Source organism: uncultured Tenacibaculum sp., from assembly GCF_947502995.1.
Lineage (GTDB): Bacteria > Bacteroidota > Bacteroidia > Flavobacteriales > Flavobacteriaceae > Polaribacter.
Map to the genome: position 1 here is coordinate 87,859 of NZ_CANNBW010000019.1, position 19,039 is coordinate 106,897.

At 29.2% G+C, this 19,039-nt stretch carries 14 protein-coding genes; 3 read left to right on the forward strand and 11 right to left on the reverse strand.

What is annotated here, in order from left to right; genetic code table 11:
- The 3 genes from Q1A46_RS15950 to Q1A46_RS15960 all read right to left on the reverse strand — a co-directional run bounded on the left by Q1A46_RS15950 (nucleotide 1) and on the right by Q1A46_RS15960 (nucleotide 5,846).
- On the reverse strand, nucleotides 1-4,026 hold the full coding sequence (locus Q1A46_RS15950; protein ID WP_299680984.1) for a hybrid sensor histidine kinase/response regulator transcription factor: 4,026 nt from the start codon (nucleotides 4,024-4,026) through the stop codon (nucleotides 1-3).
- 167 nt (nucleotides 4,027-4,193) lie between these two features.
- On the reverse strand, nucleotides 4,194-5,282 hold the full coding sequence (locus Q1A46_RS15955) for an amidohydrolase family protein (RefSeq protein ID WP_299680987.1): 1,089 nt from the start codon (nucleotides 5,280-5,282) through the stop codon (nucleotides 4,194-4,196).
- 36 nt (nucleotides 5,283-5,318) lie between these two features.
- A complete protein-coding gene (locus Q1A46_RS15960) occupies nucleotides 5,319-5,846 on the reverse strand; it encodes a 3-hydroxyanthranilate 3,4-dioxygenase (RefSeq protein ID WP_299680990.1) in 528 nt (175 codons plus the stop codon).
- A 206-nt stretch (nucleotides 5,847-6,052) separates the two neighbouring features.
- Here Q1A46_RS15960 and Q1A46_RS15965 point away from each other — a divergent pair, with 206 nt between their 5' ends.
- Nucleotides 6,053-8,407, forward strand: a complete 2,355-nt coding sequence (locus Q1A46_RS15965) for a penicillin acylase family protein (protein ID WP_299680993.1) — start codon at nucleotides 6,053-6,055, stop codon at nucleotides 8,405-8,407.
- Between the two features lie 56 nt (nucleotides 8,408-8,463).
- On the opposite strand, the gene Q1A46_RS15970 is transcribed toward Q1A46_RS15965, so the two are convergent.
- From Q1A46_RS15970 to kynU, 8 genes are all read right to left on the reverse strand, one after another.
- Nucleotides 8,464-9,240, reverse strand: coding sequence for an SDR family oxidoreductase (locus Q1A46_RS15970; protein WP_299680996.1), 777 nt, complete (start codon nucleotides 9,238-9,240; stop codon nucleotides 8,464-8,466).
- Between the two features lie 9 nt (nucleotides 9,241-9,249).
- On the reverse strand, nucleotides 9,250-10,689 hold the full coding sequence (locus tag Q1A46_RS15975) for an aldehyde dehydrogenase (protein WP_299680999.1): 1,440 nt from the start codon (nucleotides 10,687-10,689) through the stop codon (nucleotides 9,250-9,252).
- Nucleotides 10,689-11,381 (reverse strand): phytanoyl-CoA dioxygenase family protein, encoded by a 693-nt coding sequence (locus Q1A46_RS15980; RefSeq protein WP_306420536.1) that lies wholly within the window; start codon nucleotides 11,379-11,381, stop codon nucleotides 10,689-10,691. The genes Q1A46_RS15975 and Q1A46_RS15980 overlap by 1 nt, the downstream gene beginning before the upstream one ends.
- Nucleotides 11,382-11,783, reverse strand: a complete 402-nt coding sequence (locus tag Q1A46_RS15985) for a RidA family protein (RefSeq protein WP_095070674.1) — start codon at nucleotides 11,781-11,783, stop codon at nucleotides 11,382-11,384. It lies immediately after the preceding gene.
- 71 nt (nucleotides 11,784-11,854) lie between these two features.
- Entirely contained in the window at nucleotides 11,855-12,379 is a 525-nt protein-coding gene (locus Q1A46_RS15990; protein WP_299681004.1) for a DUF1697 domain-containing protein, read from the reverse strand.
- Nucleotides 12,379-13,791, reverse strand: a complete 1,413-nt coding sequence (locus Q1A46_RS15995) for an NAD(P)/FAD-dependent oxidoreductase (protein WP_299681007.1) — start codon at nucleotides 13,789-13,791, stop codon at nucleotides 12,379-12,381. Before Q1A46_RS15995 ends, Q1A46_RS15990 begins: the two co-directional genes overlap by 1 nt.
- Nucleotides 13,792-13,823: 32 nt before the next feature.
- Nucleotides 13,824-14,357: a hypothetical protein gene (locus Q1A46_RS16000; RefSeq protein WP_299681010.1), complete on the reverse strand. Its 534-nt coding sequence runs from the start codon at nucleotides 14,355-14,357 to the stop codon at nucleotides 13,824-13,826.
- Nucleotides 14,358-14,427: 70 nt separating this feature from the next.
- Entirely contained in the window at nucleotides 14,428-15,690 is a 1,263-nt protein-coding gene (kynU, locus tag Q1A46_RS16005; protein ID WP_299681013.1) for a kynureninase, read from the reverse strand.
- A gap of 260 nt (nucleotides 15,691-15,950) precedes the next feature.
- On the opposite strand from kynU, the gene Q1A46_RS16010 reads away from it, so the two are divergent.
- Together Q1A46_RS16010 and Q1A46_RS16015 are read left to right on the forward strand one after the other, a co-directional pair.
- Nucleotides 15,951-17,390 carry a hypothetical protein gene (locus tag Q1A46_RS16010; protein ID WP_299681016.1) on the forward strand — a complete coding sequence of 480 codons (1,440 nt, stop codon included), beginning with the start codon at nucleotides 15,951-15,953 and terminating at the stop codon, nucleotides 17,388-17,390.
- A 223-nt stretch (nucleotides 17,391-17,613) separates the two neighbouring features.
- Complete coding sequence (locus Q1A46_RS16015; RefSeq protein ID WP_299681019.1) at nucleotides 17,614-18,951, forward strand: hypothetical protein; 1,338 nt, start codon at nucleotides 17,614-17,616, stop codon at nucleotides 18,949-18,951.
- Nucleotides 18,952-19,039 lie beyond the last annotated feature (88 nt).

Below are 19,039 nucleotides of genomic sequence, written 5' to 3' on the forward strand. Positions count from 1 at the left end.
TTATTTTAAACATTCTGTAAAAAACTTATCACGATAAACACTTGGTGATAATTCGTGATGTTGTTTAAATACTTTTGAAAAATGCTTACAATCTTTATACCCTACTTTGTATGCTATCTCTGCTATTGTAAAATCTTTATTTTCTATCAATTTAGCAGCTCTTTTCATTCGTTTACATATTATAAACTCTTTAGGTGTTTGATTTGTATATTCTTTCATTTTAGCAAATAACATTGTTCTACTTAACCCTAATTCATTTGCAAATAAAGCAACATTAAAATTATAATCTTCAATATAACTTTCTACTATAAAATGCGCTCTGTTAATTAAATCATCTTCTCTAGATACATAATCATCACTATTTGTTTTAATGTGATTTTCACTTTTAATTTTAGTTATAGCATTTACTTTAGTACTTATTAAATTACTAGCTAATAAATTAAATTCACTTATGTTAAATGGTTTTGTAAAGTAACCATCAGCTCCTACCAATAAACCATTAAACCTATCTACTTCTGAAGATAATGAAGTAAGAAGTATCACAGGAATATGATTTGTATTTTCATTATGCTTTATCTTTTTACATAAATCAATTCCATCAATCAAAGGAATTTTAATATCTGAAATTATCAAATCTATATTACATTCAATAACTTTCTTATAACCTTCTTTCCCGTTTTCAGCAATTTTAATATTGTATTTATTTTTAAAATTATCGACTAGAAAATCTCTAAATTCAGTATTATCTTCAACAATTAACACTGTTCTTTTATTCTTGTCAAATTTTAAATCATCTACCTTTTTTATGTTTAACTTTTGTTCATTAAACACATCATATTGATAACATATATCTGATTTTGATTTTGTTTTATTTTCTTCAAAAAGTATTTCTTCATCAAAATGACTTTTTCCCTTTTTTATTTCAACCTTAAAAATTATCTCTTCAAAACTTTCATTATTTACAACGATATTTCCTTTATGTAGATCAACTATTTTCTTAGCTATAAATAATCCTATTCCAAAACCAGAATCAAAATCTTGAAAAGGATTATTTGTATCTAGTTTTGTATAAAAATTATTAAAAATATTACTGATTTCATTTTCTTTTAAAGGTGATTTTTGAAAATTAAAAATTTTTACAGCTATATTATCTTTATTTTCTCTAATTTCAATCTTAACCTTACCGTTCTTAGGAGAATGTTTAAAAGCATTGGAAATTAAATTGTAAAATACTCTTTCTAAACTAAACTTATTGCAATAAACATTTACACAATTTGTAGAAGATGTAAATGAAAAATCAATGTTTTTTAGTGTTGCAAAGTCTTGAAATGATTTATAAACGTTTTCTACTAATGAAATTAAATTCTCTTCTCGTATTTTAAATCTTTTTCTTTCTTCCAAAGATCTAAAGAATAATACTTCGTTAGATAACTTTAATAACTGATTTGCATTTCCTTCAATTACTTTAAGTTTCTTAAAGGTTTCTACTTTACCATTATAATCTTTAAGAATTTGTTGTAACGGTAATAAAATTAAGCTTAACGGAGTTCGCAAATCATGAGAAATATTAGTAAAGAAATCAATTTTGTTTTTATTTAAAATTTCTTGATTCTGGCTTTTTAATTTTTGCTTCTCTAACTTGAATTTAAGTTTTAGATTATTCTTATAATTAATACCATACAAATAAATCCCGGCTATTATTAATAACACATATAAACTGTAAGCCCAATACGTTTTCCACCAAGGTGACTTTATGCTTACTTGTATACTTTTTACTTGCGCATTAGGGATATCAGCTAACTTTACTTGAAAGATATAGTTTCCTGCTTTTTGTGGTATAAATGAAGCTTCATTTTGCTTCGTATATATCCATTCAGTATTTAACCCTTTTAATCTGTATGCGTATGTATTTTTATGTAGATTGTTAAAATCTGGACAAGCAAATTGAATGGTAAAAAAGTGTTCATCTGGATTTAAATACACAGTACTTAAACCTAATAAATTCTTATTTGAATCTTTTTGATTGATTTGAAAATTTGTAAGAATAATGTCTGTTTTCCTATCTTTTATCTCTAATTTATTTGGGTTAAATCTTATAACATTATTAACGGTCGAAAAATAAAAATCTCCATAATCATCTATACTACAAGCACCCATTAAAAAATCATTACCCTTAAAAGTTTTAGATTCATTGTGAAGTCTTATCTCTTTTGTTTTTAAATCATAACTAGTTACTCCTATATTACTTGTAAAAAAAATACTTGTTTTAACTTGACCAAGAATACTATAAACTGAAGTAAGTTGAAATTTATCTTTATTTTGATAAACTGACTGAAATGAATTATTTTCATACAAAAACAAGCCATTTTCATATGAACCTGCTATAATTTCCCCTTTATTAGTTTTTAAAAATGATGTGATTTTATTTGCTAATACATCACCATTATCATTTAAATAAAAAGATATTTTAGGTTTTTCAAATTTTTCATCAGCAGTAAATTGAAACTTTGTTATTCCTTTTTCAGTTCCTATCCATAGGTGATTATTTGTAGCATCTAATAATAAACTTCTAATTTGATTGTGTGTTATAACTTTCCTTTCTGAAAATTTATTTTTAAACTGTTTAATAAACTTGAAGTTCTTTAAGTTATAAACGATCAATCCACTACCAAAGGTTCCTAATATTAAGTAATTTTTAAACTGTACAATATCGTATACACTAACTCCTTTAAAGTTTGTATTGTAATGCTTTAAAATATCATTTTGCTCAAATTTTTCTGTATCCAAATTGAAATAGAAAATTCCATTTTTTAAAGTAGTAATCCATAATTGAGATTTAACAATATTTATTTTTTTGATTTGTTTGTCTTGAAACCCAACGCTTAGTTTTTCACTCAACTCTTTTTTAAAAGTTTTTTCTTTACTAAACACCTTAATTCCTTTTGAAACAAAAAACATATTACCTTCTTTATCTCTTGTCATAGAATTACACAAGGATAACCTTTTAAAGCTATTCGCTTTCTTATAGTATATTTTATTAAAAGAAGAATCATTATTTAAAATATTAATTCCTCCATAATAGGTTCCTACAATTACTTCTCCAAGTTTATCGGTATAGATATCTTTGATACTATTTTTACTTAAACTTTCCTTTCTTCCTTTTTGATTGTATAGTTTTAGCAACTCATTTCTTTGATTTAAAACATAAAGTCCTTCAAAAGTTCCAATCCATAAATTATGATGACTATCATACTGTAATTTTCTAATATCTTTTGATTGTACTTTTGTTTCTAAGTCTGAAGAAATTAATCTAGATAGTTTTTTATTAAAAAGTTTTAATCCATTTTTTTTAGTGGCTAATAAAAGTTTATGAGGTTCAAAAAAAATAATATCCTGAATATTTAACTCTTTTGTTTCACGATAGTATTCTAATTTATTTTCAAGTTTATTTAGTTTACAAAGTCCTTTATTTGTCGTTATCCATACATCATCTTTATCTTCAAAAAAACTAGTAATTGTGTGGCTTGATAAATCATACCCGTCGCTACTTTCTATACTAACTGGATTAAATGTATCCTGATTATTATCATATATAAAAAGCCCTCTAGAAGTTCCAATCCAAAGATTTCCATTTTTTAATTGAAAAATTGACTTTATAATTAAATGAGACAATTTGTCTTTTGGACATTTTATAATGTATCTTTTAAACTCATTAGTTTTAAGATTGTAGCTGTTTAAACCTATGTTAGTTCCTATCCATAAAAGACCTTTTTTATCTTTTTTTATAGTAGTAATATCATTACTTATTAAAGTATTTAACTTGCAGTCATTTGCTTTAAAAACAGTGATATTTTCTCCATCAAATTTATTTAATCCATTGCGTGTACCAATCCACAATTGACCTAGATTATCTTTCTCTAAAGCAGTAATAATACTATTTGATATTCCATGCTCGGTATTAAGTTTTACGAAGTTATTGGGTACTTGATAAGAATATGCTTTCTGAAATAAAAAACAGAAAAACATAAAATAATAGATTCGGAGGGGGATCATTTTATTAAATATTTCGTGAAAAATACTCAATAAATTTATTTTTTAACAAAACACAATCAAAACATTAACATTATGTAATTTTATTCATTAAAAAACGTCATATATGTAAGCAAAATATGACGTTATCTTTTTTTATGTTACTAAGCTAGTATTTTATCTACTAAATCTTGTTTTTTAGTTTCATTATCTCCAAATAGCCATTGCAAAACATTACATTGCCACATTTGATCTCTATGTTCTTCTGAAATAATTTCTCTATCTATGGCCAAATCAAGAATTTTCCCTGGATAAGAAGATTGTTTATCACTTTCCATTTCTCCTAACGGATAAGGATCATCTAAACCTATTAAAACTTGATTCACTCCTTGATTTTTAATTAATAAATCTAAAGAACCAGTATCGTGAACTAAAGTATCAAAGAAAATATTTTTATGCCCTACAGCCTTTCTTGGGTGTTGTTTTCCTTCAAATAAATCAGGTCTTCCATCAAAACCTTGTATTCTTCTTCCCAAATTCATTTGAGCTAACTGACCACCATGAGCAAAACATATTCTCATATTAGGATATTTTTCATAATAACCATTTAAAGTTAAAAAATGATACGCATCTGCACACTGAGCTAACATCCAAATTAAATGAAAACGCCAACTTGTATTTTCTAACTTAATAAATTTCTCTCCATCATAAGGATGAATTTCTACAGCTAAATTATATTTATCTGCTAATTCAAAAATTGGTTCATTTTCTTCATCGAAAATACAACGCCAAGTTCCAATAGTATCCATGTAATGCGTAGGTAAACACAAAAGATTCATTCCTAACTGTTCTACACATCGTTCAATTTCCCAACATGCTCCTCTTACAAAACCCGGATGAACAACAAAACCACAGGTAAACTTACTTGGATGATCTTGTTGTATTTTTGCGTTAAAATCATTCTGGAAACGTAAAGCTTGTTTCATTTCTTCTAATCGTAAACCATTTCCATATAATTGAGAAAGATTTAAAACTACAGCATGATCAATTTTAAAGTGTTCCATCCATGCGAGTTTCTCATTCAGAAAGAAACTGGAATCAGTTACTGGTCTTTTCCAGTTTTTTTGAAGCATGAATTTTTTATCTTTATCTACCCAAAAAATCCCTTTGTCTTTCATAAACTGAGGAATTTCTTCTGGATAAGGAAGTAAATGAGAATGTCCGTTAATTCTTAGTTTTCGTTTAGCTTGCATTAATTTCTTTTAAAGTTTCAGTTTTTCTTTTAGCTATTAACTTTTTTTCTTCGGAGCTTCCATAACTGTTCCGCAATTAGAACAAGTACATTTTTCTCTGTCTGAATAATATTTATCAAAGATAATTGGCATATCTGTTTCAATATTATCTAAAGCAAACTCTTCTCTATATAAAGGAGTTCCACAATTTTCACAATACCACTCTAAAGCATCTAACATCCCTTCGGATCTTGGATACTCGATAACTAAACCAACTGTATTTTCTTTACGCTGAGGAGAATGCGGAACTTTTGCAGGTAACAAATAAATATCTCCTTCTTTTATTTCTACATCAATCATTTCGCCTTTATCATCAATAATCTTTAATACCATATCTCCTTCCACTTGATAGAAAAATTCTGGTGTTTCATTATAATGATAATCTTTTCTATTATTTGGTCCACCAACGACCATTACGATATATTCTCCATTATCCCAAACCTGTTTATTTCCTACAGGCGGCTTTAATAAGTGACGATGTTCATCAATCCACTTTTTAAAATTTAAGGGCTGTACTAAATTCATATTATTTTGTATTGAGTTATAAAATTAAATAAAAACTACTCAGAAAATGCACTTAAAAGTTAATTAAAATTGTGAATTAAGTTATTAAACAAACTAAAAATTACATTTTATTCGTATTCTAAATAAGAAATGCTACTTTTAAACACATCTAAACGGGACAATTTCAACTAGGTATAAAATACTTAGTTATGTACAAAAAACCTCTTATGAAGAAAAAAATAATAATTGCATTATCTATCCTTTTAATTATATCTATTGCTGCCTTTATCTGGATAAAAAACAGTAACAATTTTAAACGAGAAGGAAAATTTGAAATAAGCATTAATGAAAAACCAATCAAAATTATTCGTGATGAAAATGGTATTGCTTATGTAATTGCGGAAAACAAAGCTGATCTTTTTAGAGGGCAAGCTTTTGTAACCGCTCAAGATCGACTATTTCAAATGGAGTTTTACAGAGCTTTAATCAAAGGAAAAGCTGCCGAATTAGTTGGATCGTCTATGTTACAATCTGATATTAAAATAAGGGTTCTTGATATTTATGGAAATGCAAAAAGAAGCTATGCGTATTTAAGTGAAGAAACTAAAGAGATTTTGCAATGGTATTGTGAAGGTTACAACGAATATTTAAAAGTTGCCAAAGATGAATATCCGTTGGAATTAAGTTTGTTAAAAATGAAACCAACAGAAATGTTACCTGAAGATATTATGTCTATTGTACATTTTGTCGGTTTATTTCAAGGACAGAATATGGAAGACGAAATTATTAGTCACAATTTGGCTGCTCGTTTCAAAAATGCTTCTGAATTATTACCGCTTTCTATTAATGTTGATAGAACAAAACCGCTACAATTCGACTCTATTGTTAAACATCGAAGCACGACAAAAGAACTTACATATACCAAACTTCCAAATCCTTTGATTCCATATCCAAAATTAGGTTCGAATAATTGGATTCTTTCAGGAAAAAGAACAGAATCTGGTAAACCTATTTTAGCTAACGATCCACATGTAGATTCTCGCATTTTACCGGGGCTATTTCATCCTATAGGTTTAGTTTGTCCAGAGTTTAAAGCTGTAGGTATTTCTACACCAGGAATTCCTGGATTATTATCTGGTCGAAATGAATTTGTTTCTTTTGGTGTAACTAATGCTTATGGCGATAGTCAAGATTTATTTATTGAAAACATAGATGGAGATTTTTATGCAGAAAACGATAAAAAGATTCCTTTAGAAACTAGAAAGGAAATCATAAAAATAAAAGATAGTAGTACTATTGAATTCACAGTGAGATCAACAAAAAGAGGTCCGATTATCTCAGATTTTCCAGTTTTTAATGTACTAACAAAAGACGCTATTAGTTTACGTTGGACTCTAGCCGAGACTCAAAGTAAAGGCATTGGACAAATTGGTTTACTTGAAACAAAAGATATCACTTCTTTTAGAAAGGTTTTAGGAAACATGGACAATATGTTTTACAATTATGTTTTTGCAGATGTAAATGGAAATATAGCACATCAGGCAACTGGATTAATTCCTGTAAGAAGAAATGCTAGTGGAGATTTCCCACAGCCAATTGACTCTTTAGATAACTGGAATGGTTTTATACCTAAAAATGAATTACCTCATCTTATAAACCCTGAAAAAGGCTGGTTAGGAACTGCAAATCACGATACACGTCCAGATGATTATCCGTATTACTATTCAAATCACTTTTCTCCTGCTTACAGGTATGAAAGAATACATGAGCTTTTTGCTTCTGATAAAAAATATAATGCTAATGAATCTTGGGAACTTTTGTTTGATGTAAAAAATGTACAAGCACAAAAGCTGAATCCTTTATTCGTAAAAGCATTACAAGAAAATGAAAATACTAAAGCACTTGCTGAAATTTTAAAATCTTGGGATTTAACTGAAGAGATTGATAAAGTTGGAGCTGCTGTTTATACATTGTTATACAATGAACTGGTTTATCTTATTTTAAATGATGAATTACCTGACGAAATAGAAGATATGTATTGGGAGAACTTATACTATTGGAATCAAAGAGTAGATGAAATGATACTAACCAATCATCGTTTTATTGATAATGTAAATACTCCTAAAAAAGAAAACTTAGCTCAATTAATTGTAGAAGCTGGAATTACAACTCAAAAAATATTAACTGAACGATTCGGTAAAGATGTTAAAAACTGGACTTGGGGTAAATTACATACTGTGAAATTTGCGAGTCCGATTAAACAAAATGGTTTTGGTAGCGAATTCGTTGGAGGTGAATTATTACCGAAAGCAGGATCAAATCAAACTTTAAATAGAGGCGGATTTGTAAAAAACAAAGAACATCTTTTTGAAACTTCTTGGTTTAGTTCTTTTCGAATGATTGCTGATATGAACGATAATGAAAAAATCATGGGAATTATTGCCGGTGGAAGTTCTGCAAGAGTTTTTCATCCTTATTATAAATCTCAACTTGAAAAATGGAATACCAAAGAATGGATTCCGTATTGGTTTTCAAAAGAAAAGATAGAAGAGCACGCTAAATACGAGCTTATTTTAGAATAATAATTACCAATCATTTTTATAAAAACAAAAAGAGCTTCAAAAATGAAGCTCTTTTTTTATAATGATTTTGTTCGTCCGCCGTCTACAGGAACATTAATTCCATTAATATAACTAGCACGATCACTAGCTAAAAAAACTATTGCATTGGCAACCTCTTCAGGTTCTGCAAAACGCTTAGCTGGCGCTGCATTTTTCATGGTTTCTATAACTTCATCTACAGATTTACCAGTTTTCTTAGCTTTATTATTTATAATTTCATTTAATCGTTCTGTTGCTGTAGCTCCAGGTAATACATTGTTTACTGTGATTCCAAACTGACCTAATTCATTAGCCATTGTTTTCGACCAATTTGCCACAGCACCACGAATAGTATTTGAAACGCCTAACCCATCTAATGGTTGTTTTACAGAAGTAGAAATTACATTAATCACTCTTCCGTAACCTTGTTCTTTCATAAAAGGCACTACAGCTTGAACTAACACATGATTACACTTCAAATGCATTGTAAATGCGCGTTCAAACTCATCGATCTGCGCATTAAAAACTGGTCCGCCTGCTGGTCCACCTGTATTATTTATTAGAATATGAAAATTTAAAGATGAAGCTTCTATTTTCTCTTTTAATTCTTGTGGATTTGAAAAATCAGCTACAAGATAATTATGGTTCAACTCTTGATTTGGCAGCTCTGCTAAAACTTTTTTTAGCTTCTCTTCGTTACGCGCTACTAAAGTTACACTAACTCCTTCTTCAGCTAAAGCAATTGCAGATGCTTTTCCAATTCCTTGAGTACTACCACAAACTAAGGCGTTTTTATTTTGAATTCTTAAATCCATTTTAGTTGTTTAATATTTTATACATATGTTTTTAGGTTCGGTAAAGAAACGTAATGCTTCAAAACCTCCTTCTCTTCCCACTCCACTTGCTTTTACACCTCCAAATGGAGTTCTTAAATCACGAAGCAACCAAGTATTTACCCAAACAATTCCTGCTTGTAATTCTTGAGTCATTCGCATCGTTCTATTTAAATTGTTCGTCCATAATGTACCAGATAAACCATAACTTACATCATTGGCATACCCTAATACTTCTTCTTCTGTTTTAAAAGGCATAATTGTAACTACTGGACCAAATATTTCTTCTTGATTTAATTTACATGAGTTATCCTGAATTTCAATTACAGTTGGTTGTAAATAATATCCATTCTCACTGCCTTTTACAGTTACTGTTTCTCCTCCAAATAAAATCTTTCCGCCTTCTTCTTCGGCAATATCTATATACGATTTCACTTTTTCTAAATGTGGCTTAGAAACTAAAGCACCAAGGTTTGTATCAGCATCAAACGGATTACCAACTTTAAGTTTTGAAACTTTATGTATAAAATCTTTTTTGAATTTTTCATAAATAATTTCTTCTACAAAAATTCTACTTCCACATAAACAAATCTGACCTTGATTGGCAAAAGATGATTTTACTGTTGTTGCTAACATTTCATCATAATCAGCATCCGCAAAAATGATATTTGGATTTTTACCTCCTAATTCTAACGATAACTTTTTAAACATTGGCGCTGCCGTTCTTGCAATATGAGCTCCTGTTGTAGTTCCTCCTGTAAAAGAAATCGCTTTAATATTTTTATGCTCAACAATAGCTTGACCTGTAGTTTGACCTAAACCATGTACAATATTTAAAACACCTTTAGGCAAACCAGCTTCGTTACAAATGTCACCTAATAAATAAGCAGTCATTGGTGTAACTTCACTTGGTTTGGCAACCACACAATTTCCAGCAGCAATAGCAGGAGCAATTTTCCAAGTAAATAAGTACAAAGGTAAATTCCACGGAGAAATACAACCGACAACTCCAATCGGATGACGTAACGTAAAATTCATTGCATTTAAACCAACACTTTCATGAGCTTCAGAAGGAAACTGTGTGATAGCGTTAGCAAAAAAACGAAAATTAGAAGATGCTCTTGGAATATCAATAGCTTTTGCTAAACTTAATGGCTTCCCATTATCTTTAGCTTCTGCTTCTGCTAAAAAATCAAGCTTTTTAGTTATTAAATCTGCTATTTTAAGTAATGTACGACTTCGTTCTTCTAAAGTAGTTTTAGACCAAACAGGAAAAGCTTCTTTAGCTGCCTTATAAGCTAATTCAACATCTTCTTTAGAAGAATTTGGTATTTGTCCGTATACTTCTCCAACAGAAGGATTAAAATTATCAATATAATTTTCATCAACTGGATTTATAAATTCTCCGTTTATGTAGTTTTTGATCGTCATTATACAATTTGTTTTTCTAACCATTGCATTGGAATTTCTTGATTACAAAATTCTAAATGAATGACTCTTCGATTAAATGCTGATATTGATCTTTGCGATGCATGTAACAATAATGGTTTCATGATCATCACTCCTCCTTTATCAACATTACATAATACTTCTTTTTCTAATTTATTTTTATTGAAAGTTTCATCAACTCTAATAATTCCTTTGTTATGACTTTTTGGAATTACATGTAAGGCTCCATTAGTTTCATTTGTATCATCTATATGAATTCGAAATGTAACTATATTTTCTAAAATCTCTCTTGGTGGAATAACACCTAATTGTCCGTTTTTATTCGTCCAATTAGAATATCCTTGTGTTTCTTTTTTACTCTTTACACTTATGCTTAAATCTTGATGATAACTTACAAACCAATTCGACATTTTAGGTTTATTAAAAAAGATCGCTTTTGATAAAAAATACCTTTCATCACAAATACTTTTGTATAATTTTTTAAAATTATCATTATTGAAAATTAACTCTTGCAGTTTAGGAACTTTCAATACCAACTGACGAATAGCAAAATTGTGATCAGATTGATCAATTAAATCACACATTTCTTTTAGTTCCTCATTTGAGAAAAGACTTTTAGAAATAGAAAAACCTTCTGTTTCTAATATTGTTTTATGTGAATCTATTTCGATCAATTATTGTTTTTTGTAAGCTGTTACTTTGATCTCTACTACTAAATCTGGATGTGGTAATTGATGAACAGCAACTGTAGTTCTTGTTGGTCCGGTTTGCTTATCGAAAAACTCTCCATAAGCTTTATTATAACCTGCAAAATCGTTCATATTTACTAAAAAAGTAGTGACATCTACAACATCTTTTAAACTTGCTCCAACCGTTTGTAAGTTTCTATCAATATTTTTTAAAACTTCTCTAGTTTGAACTTCAATATCTAATTTTTTGGTATTCATTTCGTCAATAAGTTCAACTCCAGCTATTGTATTATCTGGTCTTCTAGAACTTGTTCCTGAAACAAATATAAAATCTCCTACTACTTTTACATGTGGATATGCACCTCTTGGTGTTACTTTTTTTTCCATCTTTTATTTCTTCATTATGAGATTCTGAAATACTGAAAATATATTCAGTTCTGGTTAATTCAGAATAACATTTAATTAATTTCTTTCGCTAGTGTTAATAGCTTTAAGGTTGTTTTTAAATTTCTTGTGGTTGCTGTTACATTCAGTTTCTTTTCAAACAAATTGTTCGTCAATTTTGTTTTTCCATAGCCTCCAACTGCATTTACATATACAACATCATCAATTACTTCATAAGTATCAGCTTTGGCATCAATATCAAAGCTTTTGATTTCTGGAATCGCTGATAAAAATGTAAAATATTGTTGTTTTTCTTCTACTTCTGAATACGGATTATTAGCTATTGCTTTTTCCCATTCAGTAACTGTTCTAGCTAATACTGGAACATCGTAACCGAATGTTTTTGATATTCCTACTTTGATTATCTTTTCAACTTCTATAGTTTCCTTCGAAGATTTTAAAACAATATTTCCGCTTTGGATATACGTTTTTACTTCAGAAAATTCTAAACCTTCAAGCATAACTCGTAATTCTTGCATGGGAAGTTTATTTTTTCCTGAAACGTTTATTCCTCTGAGTATAACAATGTATGTTTTCATTATTTCAATCCAGCAATTTTATCTTCGGTAAGAATCTCTTTTGTTTCGTGATTTACTTTATTCAATACGATTTCTAATTCTTGTGTAGACATATTTTCTGAAGTTGAAACCTCAGCATCAGCAATTAAATTTAGTAACGCTTTATCTTGTGCTCGTCCTTTTTTCATTGCTTCGTTGTAACCAATATCTTCATTAAAAGTTACCATAGAATATTTTGAATAATACGATTCTGGAAACTTTTCTTCTAAATCCATCTCTAACTTACGTTTTTGTTTGAATAATGGATTTGCAACATGATCTCGCATTTCGTAATAATTGTCGACGGCCAAATCTGCAATTGCATCAGTATCTTTTTTACGTTCTTGTTGATACGTTTTAAATATTTGCTCCCAATCACCTTCGAATCGTTCTAAAACACTATCAAAAACAGCAACATCTTCAAAAGAAGCATTCATTCCTTGTCCATAAAACGGCACAATTGCATGAGCAGCGTCACCTATTAGTAATGTTTTATTCTTATACATCCAAGGTGAACACTTTACTGTTCCTAAAGAACCTGTTGGATTATTAAAAAATTCATCTTTTATATTCGGAATTAACGCTAATGCATCTGGGAATTGAGTTTCAAAGAAATGTGTAACTTCTTCTTCTGTAGTTAAGTTTTCGAAATTAAACTTTCCTTCTTCATAACTTAAAAACAAGGTTACTGTAAAACTTCCATCTAAATTTGGCAACGCAATTAACATATATTCACCTCTTGGCCAAATATGTAAATGATCTTTACTGATTTGATGATTGCCTAATTTATCTGCTGGAATTTCTAATTCTTTATATCCATGCGTTAGATAGTCTTGACTATAACTGAATAGAAATTTACGTTCTAAATAATAACTTTTTCGAAGTATTGATCCTGCTCCATCTGCTCCAAAAATAATATCTGGATTTACAGAAAATTCTTGATCAGTTTCATAACTTTTGAAATGAGCTACAGTGTTTTCTATATCTATTCCTGTACACTTAGCATTGAAATGTATGTTTACATTTTCGTGTTTTTCTGCTTCATCAAGTAGTAAAGCATTTAAATCTTGACGCGAAACTGAGTTTATATATTCTCCTGTTCTACCTGAATAATTAGAGGCAAAAGTATTTCCTTCAATATCATGAATTAAACGACCATACATTGGAATACACAATGCTTTCGCTTGTTCTTCAACACCGGCTAATCGTAGTGATTTTAATCCTCTATCTGATAAAGCTAAGTTAATTGATCGGCCGGCAGAAATATCTACTTTTCGTAAATCTGGTCTGCTTTCGTATAATTCTATTTTATATCCTCGTTGCGCTAAACGTAATGCTAATAAACTTCCGCATAAACCAGCTCCAACAATTAATATTTTGTCTTGTTTCGTCATGAATAATTAATTTTTAACGAATCTGTATTTTTTTAAAAAACCTTTTCTTCAAGATACAATTGGCTATTTAAAATTGATTCATAATACATATGAAAGGCTACATAAATACTTAATAACTCTTTATCTTCTTTTAACATTCTTGTAATTAAATCTTCATGTAATAAACTTTCAGCAACAATTGCACTTGAAATGTTTACCCCTTTATCATTTAACACTATAAAAAAGTCTTTAAATATTTCTGTTTTAGCTACACTTTCTAGACAAGAAAGATAATTTCCTTTTGCAACTTCATAATCTTCCTGTTTCTGTATTGATTGATCTGTTTTATTAATAGTCCAAAAGCTATTTATCTTATTTAATTTTCTCAATTTATCTATAAATTGCACCGCTTTAGTATTAGATTCTAACATTACTAAACTATCTGATGCAATTGTTAAATCTTCAAGATATGCTTTATAGTTTTGCGCTAAATTCTTTTTTGAATAAAATTTAACTAAAGCTTCCTCAAAAATTATTTTCCCTTCATATAGAAGTTCTACTTCATTTTCATCTAAACATTGTTTCAAGTTTTCTTTACTTTTATTTGAACAACTAAATAGAAAAGTTAAGATTGTAATACATATAAAACGCTCCATTTTACAATAAGCCTTTTAAAATCTCAACCATTCTATATACATCTTCAAAACTGTTATACATTGGCACTGGTGCACAACGAATCACATCTGGTTCTCTCCAATCGGTGATGATATGATGATCTGTTAATTTTTGATGTAAACTTTTATCTGCATGCTGTACTTGAATTGATAACTGACAACCTCTTTCTTTTGGATTAGAAGGTGTAATGATTTTGATTCTATCAGTATCAATTTGATTAATTAAATACTCGAAATATCCAGTAAGCTTTTCTGATTTTTCTCGTAATGCATCCATTCCTACAGTATTAAATAAATCTAAAGACGAACGAATTGCTGCCATAGATAAAATTGGTGGATTTGATAATTGCCAACCTTCAGCACCAGACATTACATCAAAAGGTTGACGCATATTGAAACGTGTATCTTTATTATGATTCCACCAACCTGCAAATCTTGGTAAATCTCTATTATGCGCATGTTTTTCATGAACAAATAATCCTGATAAACTTCCTGGTCCAGAATTTAAATATTTATAAGTACACCACGCTGCAAAATCTACTCCGCTGTCATGTAAATTAGGTTGAACATTTCCTGCTCCGTGAGCCAAATCGATTCCAACAACACAATGCTTAGCATGACCTATTTCTGCAATACGTTTAATATCTAAATATTGACCAGTATAGTAATTTACACCTCCAATTAGAAGTAAGGCAATTTCATCTCCTTGTTCTTCAACAATAGTTTCTAGGTCTTCGATTCTCAATAACTCTTCACCAGCTCTTGGTTTCCATTCTACCAATCCATCTTCAACATCGAAACCATGAAATTTTAATTGTGATTGTACTGCATATCTATCTGAGGGAAAAGCATCACTTTCAATGACGATTTTATACTTCTGCTTTGTTGGTTGATAAAACGAAACCATTAACAAATGTAAGTTTGTAGTTAACGTATTCATAACTACAACTTCTAATGGTTTGGCTCCAACAATATTTGCCATTTTTTCTGTTAAAAACTCATGATAAGGTAACCATGGTGTTTCCCCTTCAAAATGTCCTTCTACTCCATATTTTGCCCAATCATCTAATTCTTGCTGAATGTACTTTTGTGTTTGTTTTGGTTGTAATCCTAGTGAGTTTCCTGTAAAGTATAACCAATCATTTCCTTTATCATCTTTAGGAATATGGAACTGGTTTCGTAAATAAGCTAATGGATCATTTTTATCTAGTAATTTAGCATAATCCAAAGAGTTTTCGTAGTTCATCAAAGAATGATTTTTATCAAAGATAGTAAAACCAAAGAAGATTTAGAAAGCTTATGGAAGTCAGAAACTTTTATCAATTTTTATTTTCTATCCACTAAAATATTTTCTGCAATTTTAATTCAAAACTTTATTTCTTAAATTCTATAACTTAAAAAAAGGCTTTCATGCTCTTCTTTACTATTCTTATGGAAATTAAACAAATTTGAAAATCCTATTTCTATAATTTTAAATCATTATAAACTAACTAATATTTGAAAATTATGAAACTCCGTAGATTTACTTTTTTGTTTGTAATCGGTGTATTATTAATTACATCATGTAAAAATGAAAAAAAAGAAATAAAGAAAATTGAAAAAGAAGTTGAAGCTTATGCCAAAAGTGAAATTAATGAGTTATGGTGTAAGGCAAATCCTTCTTGGTTTACTATAGATTCTTCAACAGGAAAACGAAAAACTGAAGCTCCAAGAGAAGGAAAATCAAGTGTTTTTGGTGATAATAAAACAGTTTCAAATTGTGATTTTCATCAATGGTCTTGGCAAAAGTTTCTTTGGTTAACAAATGACATAAATGGAAAACCTTTATTTATGAGTGAACTAATTCAAGTTGACAGCCATAATGTTCCTGTTACACAACCAAAAGGTCAGGACAAAATTATTCTTTCAGCTCAAGAAAATATTCAAGCTACAGGCGATATTCTTAAATCAAATAAAGCTTTTAGTACAGATAATACTAGTTATGATGTTTATTATTCTATCCATGTAAATGATACATTATATAATAACATTGAAAAGTATGCTAAAATGGAAGCTAGTAAGTATGTTGATGCTACTTTTCCTGTAAGTTCTTTAGAATTAAAAGTTGCTTGGGTTGATGCAAAAGCTATTAAAGATACAAGTTCCTATTTTGTAACAGATGCGGTAATTAATGGAAATGAAACACAAATAGCTTTGTTAGGAATGCACGTAGTTGGTGTTGTATATAATCATCCAGAATTTATTTGGGCTACTTTTGAGCACGATGATTTAGTACCATATTACGATTGGAAAGCTACTACAACATCTGATGTTCCTGTAACTTCTTCAACAAATAAATTATTCTTTAATAAAGATGCTACAGGTACAATTGACAATCTTGCTAGTCACTATAATGATCCTTCTAAAGATAACCCGAATGTATTTGCTGTAAACAAATATGGAGTACCTCGTCAAGCAGGAAATACATTTTTAGCAACTAGCCAGGATGGAAAAACAAATTATGACAACATCGATAAAATTAATAAAAGTGTAAAGTCACAATTAAAAGATATCTGGACAAATTATTTTTACAACGGTTCAATTTGGATTGATACAGAAGGTTATAAATACCCTACTGAGCAAGCTAAACTATTAAATACTTTGGGAAATAATTTAAGTAACTCGGCACCTGGAAAATTAACTCGAGGATCTGTAGCTGCTTATAACATTACAATGGAAACATATGAACAATTAGGCTTTAATCCTCCAAAATCTATACACCAACAATCGGTTGCTACGATGGGAAATTGCTTTTCTTGTCATAGCAGTAACGGAACAAGCGGTTCTCCTTTAAACATAAGTCATGTTTTTAATGGTGCTGTAGATCGTAATAATAAACTATCTAAAAAACAAACAAAACAAAAGCATTTAAATGAAGTGCTTGATATTGTAAAAAAGATGAAATAATTTTCAGAATAATATTAAAATAAAAGTCTAACCAAACTTTGTATTTTACTAAAACCAAAACCTTGTTGACCAATAGATCAACAAGGTTTTCTATTATTTAAAAACTCTTATTACATAAATATAAGCTTTGATGATTCTTTTAGCTACGCTAGTGCATTTTAATATCATAAGGAAATAAAGCATTTGTAATTTTATTGTATAGAATAACTAACAAAACTGAGTCATGAAATCAATAAAACTAATCACTTTAGTTACATTTATAATAGCATTTATATCATGTAATAATGAAAAAAAGAAAGAAGAAAAGAAATATACAAAAGTTGTAGACAGTTATGGTTATCCGACCGATTCTGTTACAATTAACAAATGGGTTGCTGATAATGATCTAAGATCTATGTATAAACATAGTTGGGATGTTTGGAAACACCTAACAACGAGTGTAGGTCATAATAAATTAAGATATCAAACATGGGCTAGTCCTACACAAATTATTAATAAACTAAACAATCCTACAAAAAACGAAAAAACAGAAACTCTATTTGAAAAACCTCATCAGTTTTCTCATCATAATCCAGAATTTGTTGCTGATGATTTAAGTATTGTTGTTACTGTGGGATATAATAAAGCTTCAGAAAAATATGCTATTGATAATAAAATCTTTTATTTATCTAGCTTGAAAAAAATGCAAACTGGACCTTATAGTAGAATACCTGATTTTCCTTCTGATGCTATAAATATTAAACCTGTTTACAAAATCATTACAAAAGATAAAGTAAAAGATGACATTTATACAATGTCTGCTTGGAATGGACCAAAATCATACGATGATGGTTATCCCCAAAGCAAATGGAAATCGTGTATTCATGTAAATGTTAAGGACAAGAAAAATAACCCAAGTGGTCGTTTAGATTATTCTTGTGATAGCATTAATGCTAATAATACTTTTTATTTAGATGATTTTATACATTTTAAAATTTCAGCTAAACAAGCAGCATCTTACAATCAGCAAATAAAAAATCCAGACACACAAGCTAAAGAAGGAGATATCGCTTTATTGGTTGCTATGCATGTTACAACAAAAGAAATTAAAAGATGGACTTGGCAAACATATTGGTGGTCGCCTACTCCATTAAATCCAAGAAACCCTAGTTCTAACGCTATTGCTTCTTCTAAAAACGGAATTCAACTTGAAGGTGCTGCCACGCATTATGCTATGGCTGTTGCCTATTCTATGATAACACCAAGCCAACCATATATTAACGGAAAAAACGAAGGAGATCCATTAATTGCTTTTAATCCGTATTTAGAAGCTCACTTTGGAAGATTTGGTTCAGACAGTTATGTGATGAATAACGGGAATAAAATAGACACGAATTTAGGAGTAGATTCTAACTGTATGTCTTGTCATATTGTTGCAGCTATTAACATTAAAGGCACAACTTTTAACGGACCAAGTTATCAAGGAGATATGTATACAAGTTATAAAGATTCTGTTTTCACAAATAGATTGATGTTAGATTTTGCATGGTCTATTCAAGGAAACTTACAAAAAGATAAATAATAACTATACTATGACTAGTCCTAAATAACCGTTACAGTTATTTATTGATTAAATATATTAAACATCATCTAAAGCTATAGCTTTAGAT